Source organism: Klebsiella sp. 2680 (genome assembly GCF_900198535.1).
In the GTDB taxonomy this organism is placed as follows: domain Bacteria; phylum Pseudomonadota; class Gammaproteobacteria; order Enterobacterales; family Enterobacteriaceae; genus Klebsiella; species Klebsiella indica.
Map to the genome: position 1 here is coordinate 925,080 of NZ_FZNJ01000002.1, position 15,208 is coordinate 940,287.

General features: G+C 52.5%; 9 protein-coding genes. 3 read left to right on the forward strand and 6 right to left on the reverse strand.

Annotated elements, in window-relative coordinates:
* Positions 1–16: 16 nt before the first annotated feature.
* The 4 genes from alkB to FN037_RS11690 all read right to left on the reverse strand — a co-directional run bounded on the left by alkB (position 17) and on the right by FN037_RS11690 (position 4,258).
* Positions 17–700, reverse strand: coding sequence for a DNA oxidative demethylase AlkB (alkB, locus tag FN037_RS11675; RefSeq protein ID WP_142502299.1), 684 nt, complete (start codon positions 698–700; stop codon positions 17–19).
* The gene (ada, locus tag FN037_RS11680; RefSeq protein WP_142502300.1) at positions 700–1,764 is read right to left on the reverse strand and encodes a bifunctional DNA-binding transcriptional regulator/O6-methylguanine-DNA methyltransferase Ada; all 1,065 of its coding nucleotides are present in this window, start codon (positions 1,762–1,764) and stop codon (positions 700–702) included. The genes alkB and ada overlap by 1 nt, the downstream gene beginning before the upstream one ends.
* Positions 1,765–1,998: 234 nt before the next feature.
* The gene (gene apbE, locus FN037_RS11685; RefSeq protein ID WP_142502301.1) at positions 1,999–3,051 is read right to left on the reverse strand and encodes an FAD:protein FMN transferase ApbE; all 1,053 of its coding nucleotides are present in this window, start codon (positions 3,049–3,051) and stop codon (positions 1,999–2,001) included.
* Between the two features lie 103 nt (positions 3,052–3,154).
* Positions 3,155–4,258 carry a porin OmpC gene (locus FN037_RS11690; RefSeq protein ID WP_142502302.1) on the reverse strand — a complete coding sequence of 368 codons (1,104 nt, stop codon included), beginning with the start codon at positions 4,256–4,258 and terminating at the stop codon, positions 3,155–3,157.
* A gap of 768 nt (positions 4,259–5,026) precedes the next feature.
* Here FN037_RS11690 and rcsD point away from each other — a divergent pair.
* Positions 5,027–7,681 carry a phosphotransferase RcsD gene (rcsD, locus tag FN037_RS11695; RefSeq protein WP_142502303.1) on the forward strand — a complete coding sequence of 885 codons (2,655 nt, stop codon included), beginning with the start codon at positions 5,027–5,029 and terminating at the stop codon, positions 7,679–7,681.
* A gap of 16 nt (positions 7,682–7,697) precedes the next feature.
* Positions 7,698–8,348, forward strand: coding sequence for a response regulator transcription factor RcsB (rcsB, locus tag FN037_RS11700; protein ID WP_004103995.1), 651 nt, complete (start codon positions 7,698–7,700; stop codon positions 8,346–8,348).
* A 51-nt stretch (positions 8,349–8,399) separates the two neighbouring features.
* Here the strand turns inward: rcsB and rcsC are convergent, their stop codons facing one another.
* Positions 8,400–11,249 (reverse strand): two-component system sensor histidine kinase RcsC, encoded by a 2,850-nt coding sequence (rcsC, locus tag FN037_RS11705; protein WP_142502304.1) that lies wholly within the window; start codon positions 11,247–11,249, stop codon positions 8,400–8,402.
* 130 nt (positions 11,250–11,379) lie between these two features.
* Positions 11,380–14,013 carry a DNA topoisomerase (ATP-hydrolyzing) subunit A gene (gene gyrA / locus FN037_RS11710; RefSeq protein ID WP_138361331.1) on the reverse strand — a complete coding sequence of 878 codons (2,634 nt, stop codon included), beginning with the start codon at positions 14,011–14,013 and terminating at the stop codon, positions 11,380–11,382.
* Positions 14,014–14,259: 246 nt separating this feature from the next.
* Between gyrA and ubiG the strand changes: the two genes are divergently transcribed.
* Positions 14,260–14,988, forward strand: a complete 729-nt coding sequence (ubiG, locus tag FN037_RS11715) for a bifunctional 2-polyprenyl-6-hydroxyphenol methylase/3-demethylubiquinol 3-O-methyltransferase UbiG (RefSeq protein WP_138361332.1) — start codon at positions 14,260–14,262, stop codon at positions 14,986–14,988.
* Positions 14,989–15,208 lie beyond the last annotated feature (220 nt).

The following is a 15,208-nucleotide window of genomic DNA, read 5'->3' on the forward strand; positions in this document are numbered from 1 at the left end:
AAAAACAGCCAGCAGTTTAAACGGCTCGCCGGTAACGGCAAGAATAATTCTCATTTTTATTGCCCGCCAGACGAAAAGTGAGATTATAACGGCAGGCGCCGGTCGCCGGATGCATTCCCTCTTTCAACGCCTGGATACCATGATAAAACAGTCGTGATTTCCCGCCCCAGACCACCACGTCACCGTGTTCCAGCAGTACCCGCTGTAGTGGGTCGTTACGCTTCAAGCCACCGAACTGAAATATTGCCGGCAGCCCCAGCGAAACGGACACGATCGGCGCACGCAGGTCGTGTTCATCTTTATCCTGATGTAACGACAGCTTCGCCCCCGGCTGATAGCGGTTTATCAGGCACGCATCTGGCGCAAATTGCGCATAGCCGCAAGCGGCGGCAGCATCTGAGGCCAGCTCACGGAAAAGCTGTGGCATCGGCGGCCAGCGCTGGCCCGTGAGCGGATCGGTATTAGCGTAGAGATATCCATGCTGATCCGTGGTCCAGCCCAGTTCGCCGCAGTTGGTCATCGCCACCGACATGGTATAACCACCGGGCGTTACCATCTGACGAAAAGGCGAGCGGTGGGCAATATCGGCGATGACCTGCAAAAGTCCCGCTGCGCGCTCGCGGGCGTAGCGACGTAAAACGATCGCCCCCGGCGCCAGCGGCTCCTGCCAGGGCGGCGTATCGGCAAAAAGATCGAGCATCAGTTCTCCTCGGTTTGTGCTTCGCGCGCCAGCAGCAGCGCTTTGCGCGCCCTCCCCCAGCGATAGCCGGATAACGCCCCTCCCTCACGGACAACCCGATGGCAGGGAATCACCAGCGCCAGCCTGTTGGCGGCGCAAGCGCTCGCCACGGCCCTGACCGCGCGGGGACGGCCAATGCTTTGCGCGACCTGACGATAGCTGCGGGTTTCGCCCGCCGGGATCTGCCGCAACGCCTGCCAGACCTGAAGCTGAAACGCCGTACCGCGCAAATCGAGCGGTAAAGAGAATGGCTGGCGGAAATCGTTAAGATGCGTAAATACTTGCGCCACCCGTTGGCGAAAAACGTCGTCACCAGGCACCAGGCGTGCATTGGGAAATATTCGGGCTAATTCCTCATAGAGCAAGGCGTCATTCTCTCCCGGCAATACGGCGCATACGCCTCGTTCGCTTTCTGCGACCAGGCAGCGCCCCAGAGGACCGTCGCCGCATATCCAGGTAATATCAGTCTTGTCGCCGCCACGACGAAACTGACTGGCGGTCATCCCCAGCGCGGCATCAGCCTGCTGATAGTAACTGCTGTTATCCGGAAAACCGGCGGACAACGCCGCATCGGTGACCTTTTCCCCCTGAGCCAGCGCTTCGCGTAAGCGACGGGCGCGCCAGGCCTGTTGCCAGGCCTTGGGGGTCATACCGGTGACAGATTTAAAGAGACGATGAAAATGAAACGGACTGACCGCAAGCTGACGCGCCAGTGTGTCCAGCGTTATCGGCGCCTCCTGCTCCAGCAATCGACAGGCAGCTGCGACTTTATCCACCTTCTGCTGCTGCGGAGCGATTTTTTCCGGCTGGCAACGTTTACACGGGCGAAAACCTGCCGCCAGCGCGGCGTCAACGGAGGGATAAAAGCGGACATTTTCCCGCAATGCCCGTCGCGAACGGCAGGATGGGCGACAGCAAATTCCGGTAGTCAGCACGGCAAACACAAACTGACCATCGGCGCGAACATCGCGTTCGCATACGGCCTGCCAGCGGCCCTCATCGGTATCAATCATTATCGGTTTCATAACGGACTCCTGCGGTAAGCAGCGCCTCCCTACGGGGGGTTATTAGCTTGTCAGTCGGAATCCGGAAGCGCTTCGCGCTCCCTCCCGGCCGCGTTGAAGTACGTTCAAAACACAACGCGTTTTTCGCCCATGGCCGACCACAAACTGACAAGTCAAACACCCCGATGGGATAAGCACTAAGTGTATCTTCAGTCTGGGCCGAACTCCGTTATCAAAAACCCGAAATCTTGCTGTTTAATTTTTCTCACCGACAAGAAAAGTGCGAAACTGCGGCGACATCCAGGTTTTAAATCCTTCCCCTTCTTTAACAATCATATAGACCGCCAGCCCCTGTTCACGTACCACATCCTGCGCTTTCTCCGGTCCCAGCACCATCAGTCCGGTATCCCAGCCGTCAGCTTCCAGCGCCGTCGGGGCGATCACGGTAACCGAAACCAGCTTGTGATCGATCGGGCGCCCGGTTTGCGGATCGATAATGTGCGAGATACGCTTGCCATCCAGTTCATAGTAGTTGCGATAGCTACCTGAGGTACTGATACCGTGGCCGTTAATATCGACGATCGCCTGCACCGCATTTTCACGATCGGTCGGTTTCTGGATCGCCACCCGCCACGGGTGCCCTTCGCCGTTCATTCCCCGACTCACCAGCGCGCCGCCCACCGAAACCAGGTAGCGCGAAATCCCTTCCTGTTCCATCAGGCGCGCTAAATGATCGGCGGCATAACCTTCACCTACGGTAGAAAGATCGACAAACAGATCCGGAATGTCTTTTTGCAAAAACTGCTTATCGGCCTGGTTAATCACCGTCAGATGCTGTAACCCAGTACGCGCTTTTGCCGCGGCGATCTGCTGCGGATCCGGCGTTTTTACCGGTTGTTTATCCGGGCCAAAGCCCCATAAATTCACCAGCGGTCCCACGGTTATATCCATCGCGCCATGGGTTTTGGCGCCAATGCGCAGCGACATGGTGACGATATCCGCCATCGCTTCGCTGACCGGCCACGGCGTGGTGCCGGAGAAATGGTTAAAACGCATCAGCGCTGAATCATTCTTCCAGGTAGAGAGCAGACGGTCGTCAGCATCTAATTGTGCCTGAATTTTTTGGCGCAGCGCCTGATCCTTTGCCTGATCAACATTTATCACGCTGACCCGCCAGAATGTGCCCATGGTTTTCCCCTCCAGCACGGTGACGGCGGATTTGGGTTCCTGGGGAGATGTGGCTGAATCACAACCTGAAAACAGTACGCAAACCCCAACCAGGGCGGCGCGGAAAAAAGTCATATCCATAAAAATTGGCTTCCTCTTGCTAAGAGCCAAAGAGTACACCAGCAAGATTAAACCGGGCATAAAAAAAGGCGCCATCGGCGCCTTTTTAGCAACTTCAGCGTGCTTAGAACTGGTAAACCAGGCCCAGAGCAACGATGTCGTCGGTAGAGATACCGGCGTTACGAGTGAAGCTGTTGTCATCCAGCAGGTTGATTTTGTAGTCAACGTAGGTGGACATGTTTTTGTTGAAGTAGTAGGTCGCGCCGACATCAACATACTTCAGGATATCCTGATCGCCGTAACCGTTTTCCAGATCTTTACCTTTGGACTGCAGGTAAGCTACAGACGGACGCAGACCGAAGTCGAACTGATACTGGGCAACCACTTCGAAGTTCTGCGCTTTGTTGGCAAAGCCCAGGCTGCCAGCGCGAGTTGCGTTATAGGTCTGGGTGTACTGAGTCGCCAGGTAGATATTGTTGGCGTCATATTTCAGACCACCGGTATAGGTTTCAGCGTTGTCGCCACGGCCCAGATCCAACTGAGTATTCTGATCGCCAGTACGTTTAGAGTGAGAGTACGCAAAACCAGCGCTGATGCCATCCCAGATGTCATAGGTTACAGCGGTACCGAAGCCGTCGCCGTTCTGTTTCAGAGGAGCGCGGCCATTGTTGGTCGGAGAAGTACCTTCGCCGCTTACGCTGCCGTTTTTACCCTGGTATTGCAGGGCAAAGTTCAGGCCATCAACCAGACCGAAGAAGTCAGAATTACGGTAGGTTGCAAGGCCGTTAGCACGCTGCTGCATGAAGTTGTCGGAACCGTAGGTGTCACCACCGAATTCCGGCAGAACGTCGGTCCAGGAAGTCACGTCGTATACCACGCCGTAGTTACGACCGTAATCGATAGAACCCGCATCGCCGAATTTCAGACCGGCAAACGCCAGACGCGTCCATGACTGATCGCTTGAGCTTTCAGTGTTGTTCGCCTGAACGTTGTATTCCCACTGGCCGTAACCGGTCAGCTGGTCATTGATCTGAGTTTCGCCTTTGATGCCCAGACGCATGTAGGTCTGGTCGCCATCGTTGCTCTTATCATCAGAGAAATAGTGCAGACCGTCGATTTTACCGTACAGGTCTAATTTATTGCCGTCTTTGTTATAAACCTCAGCCGCATTTGCTGCGCCTGCTACCAGCAGAGCCGGTACCAGGAGGGACAGTACTTTAACTTTCATGTTATTAACCCTCTGTTTGTTATATGCCTTTATTATTCCACTGCTTACTGATTACCCTTCTAATCAGCCGGCCATTTCATTGTGCTGCAAAATGCAGAATAATCCAATAAGAATATGATACTAAAACTTCTAAGGTGTTTCAAAATACCCGCAAAATATTTCAATTTGTAAATGAAAGGGAACTTTTTTAAGCATAAAAAACGCAACAAAATAAGCACTAATAATCAAAAAATAAAAATAAACAAATAAAATCAATACATTAAAAATCAATTCATCTATAGCACTGAATGGTAAAACAAAAACGTCATCCGGGACTAAAATTATCCACGCTATCATCATTAACTTTATTTATTACCGTCATTCAGTTCTGAATGCCTGTTTACCCCTATTTCAACCGAATGCCTCGCATTCGGTTTTTTTTTACCGTTCTTTACATCACTTTAATTACTCCATGCCTGCCAACAAAAAAAATAACGACTATTAATCAAACAGCTATGCTGTGAAGAATCATTATTCAGACAATTCTTTGTTATTTAGTGCTATTTTTACTGACAGAAAAAGTAAATATTTGTACAACCTCCAGGCGGCTGTACATTTTGCCACCCGGTAAGTTTAAGATAAATCTCAAGGCAAAAAAGTGTTTGTATGATATCCAGATGTATGGATTTTCGACGTTAACCTTTATACTGTTTGTGGCATCCGCTACGCTCCCGTTGCTCCTGGCGCAACCGCCCGTTCATAAACACTGATGAGTCGCACTCTCACAAGATGACCTCGAAAAAATTGTCCCTAATCCCTGGCAACATTACCCGCTTCTTCATTTTAATGGTCATCGTCCTGCTGGCGACGATGGGGATCATGATTCAGAGCGCCGTGAATACCTGGCTGAAAGATAAAAGCTACCAGATTGTCGATATCAGTGATGACCTGCACAAACGCATTGATACCTGGCGCTACGCCACCTGGCAAATTTACGACAATATTGCCGCCACCTCGACCTCTTCCGGCGCGACTCAGGATACAGACTTACAGGAAACGCGTTTAAAGCAGGATGTTTACTATCTGGAGAAACCACGGCGTAAAACCGAAGCGCTGATTTTTGGTTCTCATGACAGTTCTACGCTGGAAATGACGAAAAAAATCTCCAGTTACCTCGACATTTTGTGGGGTGCGGAAACAATTCCATGGTCGATGTACTATCTGAATGGGCTTGATAACAGCCTGATTCTGGTTTCGACGCTGCCGTTGAAGGATTTATCATCCAGCTATAAAGAGTCGACCATCAGCAGCGTGGTAGAGTCGCGTCGGGAAGAAATGCTGCTTCAGGCAAATACCCTGGATGAACGCGAAACATTCTCTTCGCTGCGCCACCTCGTCTGGCAAAATGGCTACTACTTTACTTTGCGCACCACCTTCAACCAACCGGGCCATCTGGCGACCGTTGTGGCTTTCGATCTGCCCATTAATGACCTGATCCCCCCCAATATGTCGCTGGATAGTTTTCGTCTTGAACCGGATCCGTCAAAAAATATCGCCAGTACGCCGGATAAAGCAACAAGCGACATTGTCAGCATCAACTTTAATGGCCCACGGATTGAAATTATCACCACAATCAGTACCACCGGCATGCGTCTGATATGGAAAGTGCCCTTCGGCGAGCTGATTCTGGAATCCTTACAGAATATTTTACTGCCGCTCCTGCTGAACATCGGTTTGCTGGCGCTGACGCTGTTCGGTTTTACCACCTTCCGCCACTACAGCAACCGGAACAGCATATCCGGTACGGCGGTCTCTTCGGTCGCCAACAGTGAACTACGCGTCCAACGCGCTATCCATGAAGAGATCGTCTCGCTATTGCCGCTGGGGCTGCTGGTTCACGATCAGGAGGCTAACCGTACCGTCATCAGCAATCCTATCGCCGATCATCTGCTGCCGCATCTGAACCTGCAAAACATCACCAATATGGCCGATCAGCACCAGGGGGTAATCCAGGCGACGGTGAATAATGAGCTATATGAGATCCGCCAGTTTCGTAGCCAGGTCGCGCCTCGTACGCAAATATTCATTATTCGCGATCAGGATCGTGAAGTGATGGTAAATAAGAAGCTCCGACAGGCTCAGCGTCTGTACGAGAAAAATCAGCATAGTCGAACCGCTTTTATGCAACATATTGGCGCCGCGCTGAAGCAACCGGCACAAACGCTGGCGGAAGAGGCGGCTGCGCTGGGCATTAGCGAGAGTCGTAAGCTGGCACAGCATGCGGATGAACTGGTACAGCTGGTAGATGAAATACAGTTGGCAAATCTGCTGGAAAGCGATAACTGGAAAAGCGTTCAGGGGCGATTCTCTGTTCAGCAACTCATTGATGAAGTCGTACCTGAAGTCCTGCCGCTTATCAAACGCAAAGGTCTGCAACTGCTGATTAATAACGCGCTTCCGGCGAATGAGCAACGCTACGGCGATCGTGACGCGCTGCGGCGCACGCTTTTACTGCTTATCCAGTATTCAGTTACCACCACGCCAATTGGCAAGATCACCCTTGAAGTGAGTCAGGATGAGTCAGCGGACGATCGCCTGACCTTCCGCATACTCGACACCGGCAACGGCGTTTCCGGTAACGAAATCGACAATATGCACTTCCCGTTCCTCAACGCTACGCAGTCCGATCTGTACGGCAAAGCCAACGCCCTCACCTTCTGGCTCTGCGATCAACTGATGCGCAAACTGGGCGGTCAGTTGCATATCAACGCGCGTGAATCGCTGGGTACCCGCTACTCCCTGCATCTGAAAATGGCGGTCAGTGAAGAAGAGAGCGATTCAGGCGAGCATCTGCTGGATGATGTTGTGGTATTGCTTGATATCACCGCCAATGAAGTGCGCCGGATCGTTACGCGGCAACTTGAAAGCTGGGGAGCGAGCTGCATTACGCCGGATGACAAACTAACGCGTCAACAATATGATCTCTTTTTAACGGATAATCCGTCTAATCTTACTGCTTCAGGCTTGCTTTTAAGCGATGATGAGGCCGGAATACGCAAAATTGGCCCAGGCCAGCTTCGCGTTAACTTTAATATCAGCACCGCGATGCAGGAAGCGATCCTGCAGCTGATTGAGCAGCAGTTGGCTGATGAAGACGCTCCCGCCAGCGAGAGTAACGTGCAACTCCATGCCAGCGGCTATTACGCCCTGTTTGCCGACACGGTACCAGATGATGTTAAGAGGCTGTATAATGAACTAACAACGAGCGATTTCGCCGCACTGGCACAAACCGCTCATCGCCTGAAAGGGGCGTTTGCTATGCTAAATCTGGTACCCGGCAAACAGTTATGTGAAACGCTTGAACATCTGATTCGTGAAAAAGATGCGCAAGGAATAGAAAAATATGTCAGCGACATTGACGTCTACGTCAAGAGCTTGCTGTAGCAAGGTAGCCTAATACATGAACAATATGAACGTAATTATTGCCGATGACCATCCGATCGTACTGTTCGGTATTCGTAAGTCACTTGAGCAAATTGAGTGGGTAAACGTTGTCGGCGAGTTTGAAGACTCCACCGCATTAATCAATAATCTGCCAAAACTGGATGCACACGTTCTGATCACTGATTTATCCATGCCTGGCGATAAATACGGCGATGGCATTACGCTTATCAAGTATATCAAGCGCCATTTCCCGGATCTGTCGATCATTGTGCTGACGATGAATAACAATCCGGCGATCCTGAGCGCCGTGCTGGATCTGGATATTGAAGGGATCGTCCTGAAACAGGGGGCCCCGACCGATCTGCCGAAAGCGCTGGCGGCGCTGCAAAAAGGCAAAAAATTCACCCCGGAGAGTGTGTCGCGCCTGCTGGAGAAAATCAGCGCCGGCGGCTATGGTGACAAACGGCTGTCGCCAAAAGAGAGTGAAGTATTGCGCCTGTTCGCTGAAGGTTTCCTGGTCACCGAGATTGCCAAAAAGCTTAACCGCAGTATCAAAACCATCAGTAGCCAGAAGAAATCGGCGATGATGAAGCTCGGCGTGGAAAACGATATCGCCCTGCTGAATTATCTCTCTTCCGTTTCGCTGAGTTCAACGGACAAAGACTAACCCCTCTGCTCCCGGTCGGGCGGCGATAAACGCCGCGACCGGGAAAATCTTTTACTCTCTTCCCTGACGCACCCGCGCGGCATAAATCGCCAGGGTCTGCCTGATAATATCCAGAGTGACCGGCTTCGACAGACAACTGTCCATACCCGACTCCAGGCAGCGCTGTTTCTCTTCCGCCAGCGCATTGGCGGTCACCCCGATGACCGGCAGCGTCAGTCCCAACTGGCGAATGCGTTGGGTCAGGCGATAACCGTCCATATTCGGCATGTTGACGTCACTAAGCACAATATCAATATGCTGTTTACTTAATACATTCAGGGCATCAATGCCATCGTTTGCGGTGACGCAGCGATAACCCAACGATCCCAGTTGGTCGGCCAGCAGACGCCGGTTAATCGGGTGGTCATCCACCACCAGAATCATCATGTCATCATTATTGCTGTCCGTTTGCGTCTCCGGAATGGATAACGCAGGCTCGCTGCCTGCACTGGTGACCGCAATGTGGAAAATGCGCCCCAATAGCGACAACAACTCATGCGGTGTGGCAACACTGTGCAGCCACTCGCCGGGGACTCGCTCCTGCGGAATACCAATATGGCGACGACAGAAGATAACGGCAGCCAGGCCAGCCCAGGGCAAAGAGATCTCACTGTCGGTCAACAGGATGTCTTCAGCTCCCGGTTCTTGCCCGGTAAAGCGACGGAACGGAATCGCGTGATATGTCAGCAGCGACTCGATAAACAGCGCCAAAGAAGTATTATCTATCGCCAGCCAGCAGCATTTTTCAGACAAGCCGTCGCTAAGCAGCGGCAGGCTATTTTGTACGCCATAGAGTGGAATACGGATGGTAAACCGGCTGCCCATTCCGGGTTCGGTTTCGACGGCAATATCGCCATCCATCATGTTGATAAGCTTTTCACAAATGGCCAGGCCAAGCCCGGTTCCCTGGAAGTTGTGCTGCACCCCGGAACCGACCTGGAAGAACGGGTCGAACAGACGCACCACCTCTTTCGCCGGGATCCCTTCTCCGGTATCGCGAACGCTAATTTGCAGATAGTCGCCCGCCCGCTTTACATGCAGAATGATGCAGCCGGTATCGGTAAACTTAATCGCATTACTCAGCAGGTTTGAAATCACCTGCTGCAGGCGCATCGGATCGCCGGACATCAGTTGCGGCACATCGGGCTCAATAAAGCAGTACAGTCCTAGCTGTTTACGCACCACCAGCGGCAGGTAGTTGGCGGAAATATGGTTCATCACTTCCCGCGGCGAAAACGCCCGCGGCTCAATTTTCAGCTGCTCGGATTCAATTTTTGAGAAATCGAGAATATCGCTGATAATTTTCAGCAGCAGGCTGGAAGAGTTATTCATCGCCGTTACCAGTCGGCCAACCCCTTTCGGCAGTTCCTTGGTCTGCAGTAAATCCAGGTTGCCGATAATCCCGTACAACGGGGTACGCAGTTCGTGACTGACCGTCGCAAGGAACATGGATTTCGACTGACTGGCCTGCTCCGCAGCCTGCGCCATCTCCTGCAGCGATTCCTCCATTTTGACGCGCGCCGACACATCCACCAGCACGCAAATCGCCACATTCTCGTTACGGTAGCGTGAGTGAACAAAGCTGATTTGCAGATTGGTATTATTGCTGGTCAGCACATCGACAAAATTCACCTGCTGGCCGCAGATAATTTGCGTTAATCGCTGCCTGTCCTCATGCGTCAGCATATTGAGATAGTTATGCGCCAGCTCGTTACTCAGGATATTGGTGCCATCGAGCGTACGCAAAATACAGATCCCTACCGGCGCCGAGGCGACGATTTTTCGGTTGAACTGCTCGTGCTCTTCCAGCCGCTGAGCGTCATTTTCCGCCGGAATAAAGATCCGCCGTTCATACATCCGGGCGAGAGCAAAAAGGATCACGCCGGTCAGCAGGTTAAGCACGACGGCGTTAAGTACCAGCATCCGGATACGTTCCAGAACCTGATCCACCGATACCGAATAAACAATGCTCAACGAAGAGGGCGGCAGGCTCTTTTTCATCGCCAGCTCGCGAAAACCGGAAGTATAGCCAAACCACAGTCGCTCCTGCATCCACTTGGCATCCGGTTTTATATTGCTATCCGACCCGGCAAGCGAAATGAGCGACTGACCGTTATCGTCGAGAATCGTCACATTCATTGGCAGACTGCCGGGGATAAAGAAACTTTCCATCCGGATCGTTTGCTCTACGCCAAGCATCGCCTGCAGGCGGTTAGCCACATAAATCGGCGTCAGGGCGTAAAAATACCCGACGCCAGGACGCACGCCCTGGCTTATCCAGAACAGATTGTTACCGCGCTCGTTTTGCGGCGCATCACGATACTGCTCAATGCGCTGGTGCAAAACTTTTAACGTCTGGTCTCGCTCCAGCGGAATTTCGCGCAGGCCGAAGTTGGCCATACAGAGATTGTCGCTACCAATCAAAAAAATACGATTGAGGTCATAAGCTGTCGAAAAATTGTCACGCCAGTAACGCATAAACCATGCCAGCGACTGTAGCGAATTACGCCAGGTGGAGCTCATTAGCGTGCAATCGGAATCAGGATAGAGCGGTTCAAAATTAGGGATCGCAATATCACCGCGCTGAACCAGCGTGTCGCCGTCTTCACTCCCATCCGTCAGGCGGTTGCCAGCGACATATTTCAGCTCTTTAATCACGTCGGCGGTACGCTGAATATAGCGCTGCGCCTGATCGGCATTGAGGTTAAATTCCTGGCGAATTTTCGATTCCCGATCGTGCAGAGCATTGACGATGTAAAACACCGAGATAAAAGCGATTAACATCCACAGCAATACCGCCAGCGCTCTGAACAGGTAGCGTGAAACTTTCAGGGTTGTACGAAAGGAAGCAAGGTATTTCAATGTCGCAATGCTCGGCCGTCAGGGGCTCAACAGAATGGCGTTAAGGTAACGATAAAACAACGGCCCCGCAACGGGAAAACAAAAAGGGTCGGGATAACCCCGACCCTTTCAGAACAATTACCGTAGAGAATTACTCTTCATCTTCGGCAATATCATCATCACTTTCCGCTTCTGGCGCAATATCATCATCGCCTTCCGCCACGCTGCCATCGATAGCGTCCAGTTCCTCGTCATCAACCGGCTCAGCCACGCGCTGCAGGCCGACCACGTTTTCATCTTCCGCTGTACGGATGAGAATCACGCCCTGCGTGTTACGGCCCACAATGCTCACTTCAGAAACGCGGGTACGCACCAGCGTGCCTGCATCGGTGATCATCATGATCTGGTCGGCATCATCCACCTGTACCGCGCCAACAACAGAGCCGTTACGCTCGGTAACTTTAATGGAAATAACGCCCTGCGTACCACGAGACTTAGTTGGATATTCGCCTTCCGCCGTACGTTTACCGTAGCCATTCTGCGTCACGGTCAGGATAGCCCCTTCGCCGCGCGGAATAATCAGAGAGACAACCTTGTCTTCGCCCGCCAGCTTAATACCGCGCACGCCGGTCGCGGTACGACCCATCGCACGAACGGCATCTTCTTTAAAGCGCACCACTTTACCGGCGGCAGAGAACAGCATGACTTCGTCGGAACCGGAGGTCAGATCCACGCCAATCAGCTCGTCGCCTTCGTTGAGGTTCACCGCGATGATACCGGCGGAACGCGGACGGCTGAACTCGGTCAGCGCCGTTTTCTTCACCGTACCGCTGGCGGTGGCCATAAAGACGTTAACGCCCTCTTCGTACTCGCGTACCGGCAGAATAGCGGTAATACGCTCGTCGGCTTCCAGCGGCAGCAGGTTGACGATCGGACGACCGCGCGCGCCACGGCTCGCTTCCGGCAGCTGATAAACCTTCATCCAGTACAGACGGCCACGGCTGGAGAAGCAAAGGATCGTGTCGTGGGTGTTAGCCACCAGCAGACGGTCGATAAAGTCTTCTTCTTTAATACGCGCCGCAGATTTGCCTTTCCCGCCACGACGCTGCGCTTCGTAATCGGTTAACGGCTGATACTTCACGTAGCCCTGATGGGACAAGGTCACAACAACATCTTCCTGGTTGATCAGATCTTCGATGTTGATATCAGCGCTATTGGCGGTGATTTCCGTACGGCGCTGGTCGCCGAACTGATCGCGCACCAGCTCCAGCTCTTCACGAATCACTTCCATCAGACGCTCGGCGCTGCCCAGAATGTGCAGCAGTTCCGCGATCTGTTCCAGCAACTCTTTGTACTCGTCGAGCAGTTTTTCATGCTCAAGACCCGTCAGTTTCTGCAGACGCAGATCCAGAATCGCCTGCGCCTGTTGTTCAGTCAGGTAATACTGACCATCGCGCACGCCAAATTCCGGTTCCAGCCATTCCGGACGCGCGGCATCATCACCGGCGCGTTCCAGCATCGCCGCAACGTTGCCCAGATCCCACGGACGGGCGATTAACCCCGCTTTTGCTTCTGCCGGCGTCGGCGCACGACGGATCAGCTCGATGATCGGATCGATGTTCGCCAGCGCAACCGCCAGCGCTTCAAGGATATGCGCACGATCGCGGGCTTTACGCAGCTCGAAAATGGTACGACGCGTCACCACTTCGCGGCGGTGGCGCACAAACGCGGCAATAATTTCTTTCAGGTTCATGATCTTCGGCTGTCCATGGTGCAAAGCAACCATGTTGATACCGAAGGAGACCTGCAGTTGAGTCTGTGAATAAAGGTTGTTAAGCACGACCTCACCCACCGCGTCACGCTTAACTTCAATCACGATGCGCATGCCGTCTTTATCGGACTCGTCGCGCAGCGCGCTGATACCTTCAACGCGTTTATCTTTCACCAGCTCGGCGATTTTCTCGATCAGACGCGCTTTGTTCACCTGATACGGAATTTCATGCACGATGATGGTTTCGCGGCCGGTTTTGGCATCAGCTTCCACTTCCGCGCGTGCGCGAATGTACACTTTCCCGCGACCGGTGCGATAGGCTTCTTCAATACCGCGGCGACCGTTGATGATCGCGGCGGTCGGAAAGTCCGGGCCCGGAATGTGTTCCATCAGCCCTTCAATGCTGATGTCTTCGTTTTCGACGTACGCCAGACAGCCGTTGATCACTTCGGTCAGGTTGTGCGGCGGAATATTGGTTGCCATACCGACTGCGATACCGGACGAACCGTTGACTAACAGGTTCGGGATTTTGGTCGGCATGACGTCAGGGATCTTCTCCGTGCCGTCATAGTTATCGACGAAATCCACCGTCTCTTTTTCCAGGTCGGCCATCAGTTCATGGGCGATCTTCGCCAGACGGATTTCTGTGTAACGCATCGCCGCGGCGGAGTCGCCATCGACAGAACCAAAGTTACCCTGACCATCTACCAGCATATAACGCAAGGAGAATGGCTGTGCCATACGTACAATGGTGTCATAAACGGCGGTATCACCATGAGGGTGGTATTTACCTATGACGTCACCAACAACACGGGCAGATTTTTTATAGGCTTTGTTCCAGTCATTGCCCAATACGTTCATGGCGTATAGTACGCGACGGTGAACCGGCTTCAGGCCATCTCGGACGTCCGGCAGCGCACGGCCAACAATGACCGACATCGCATAATCCAGATACGAGCTTTTCAGCTCTTCCTCGATGTTGACCGGTGTAATTTCTCTCGCAAGGTCGCTCATCTAACCGCTATCCCTCTACTGTATCCCGGATTCAAAGGTCGCAAATTATAACACAGCCGCAGTAATACGGGTAAATCTATACCCAATGAATTTCTCGCCGCATCAGGACGGCGAATTCGTCGCGAATGAATGTCTCCAGCCAGGAGTAGCGAAGGCTGGCAAAGCTGGCGACGGCATATACGGTTTATTCACGGCGGTCTGCTGATATACTCCCAGACCTGAATCGAAGAAGGAGTAAAAGCGCTCATGAATGCCGAAAAATCGTCGGTAGCCCACAACGTTGATCATAATGAAATCGCTAAATTTGAAGCCGTCGCATCACGCTGGTGGGATTTAGAGGGCGAGTTCAAACCATTGCATCGCATCAACCCTCTGCGTCTCAGCTACATCGCGGAGCGCTCCGGCGGTCTGTTCGGCAAAAAAGTGCTCGATGTCGGCTGCGGCGGCGGTATTCTTGCGGAAAGCATGGCGCGCGAAGGCGCAACGGTGACCGGTCTCGATATGGGTTTTGAACCCTTACAGGTGGCGAAACTGCATGCGCTGGAGAGCGGTATACAGGTCGAATATATTCAGCAAACGGTCGAAGAGCACGCGGGAAAACACGCTCAGCAGTACGACGTGGTCACCTGCATGGAGATGCTGGAACACGTCCCGAACCCACAGTCGGTCGTGCACGCCTGCGCGCAGTTGGTCAAACCCGGCGGCCACGTTTTCTTCTCGACCATTAACCGTAACGGTAAAGCGTGGCTGATGGCGGTGGTGGGCGCCGAGTACATTATGAAGATGGTGCCCAAGGGGACCCATGATGTGAAGAAATTCATTAAACCTGCGGAGCTGATTGGCTGGGTAGATCAGACTATTCTGAAAGAACAGCATATTACCGGCCTGCATTACAATTTATTGACCAATACCTTCAAGCTGGCGCCAGGTGTTGATGTTAATTATATGTTGCATACAACGACGAAAAACACATAACGTCAGCAGTTTTTCCTATGATGATTGCGCGGCATCAAGCCGCGTGATTTCTTCTTCCGATGAAGAAATCGGCACCCGATCAAATTTTCATTTTTTTTTCTGATTTATTGACATCTTCTCCAGGCCTTATGTGGCGTGGATTTCACGATTATTCCCCTTACGCAACCTCAATTTAACGTCAAAATCAACTCTTGTACTCAAAAGAATCCTTACTAGAATA

Bases quoted from the DNA above. Each gene is read 5' to 3' on its own strand.
- alkB (WP_142502299.1), bottom strand. From the start codon at position 700: ATGCTCGATCTTTTTGCCGATACGCCGCCCTGGCAGGAGCCGCTGGCG.
- ada (WP_142502300.1), bottom strand. From the start codon at position 1,764: ATGAAACCGATAATGATTGATACCGATGAGGGCCGCTGGCAGGCCGTA.
- apbE (WP_142502301.1), bottom strand. From the start codon at position 3,051: ATGGATATGACTTTTTTCCGCGCCGCCCTGGTTGGGGTTTGCGTACTG.
- FN037_RS11690 (WP_142502302.1), bottom strand. From the start codon at position 4,258: ATGAAAGTTAAAGTACTGTCCCTCCTGGTACCGGCTCTGCTGGTAGCA.
- rcsD (WP_142502303.1), top strand. From the start codon at position 5,027: ATGACCTCGAAAAAATTGTCCCTAATCCCTGGCAACATTACCCGCTTC.
- rcsB (WP_004103995.1), top strand. From the start codon at position 7,698: ATGAACAATATGAACGTAATTATTGCCGATGACCATCCGATCGTACTG.
- gyrA (WP_138361331.1), bottom strand. From the start codon at position 14,013: ATGAGCGACCTTGCGAGAGAAATTACACCGGTCAACATCGAGGAAGAG.
- ubiG (WP_138361332.1), top strand. From the start codon at position 14,260: ATGAATGCCGAAAAATCGTCGGTAGCCCACAACGTTGATCATAATGAA.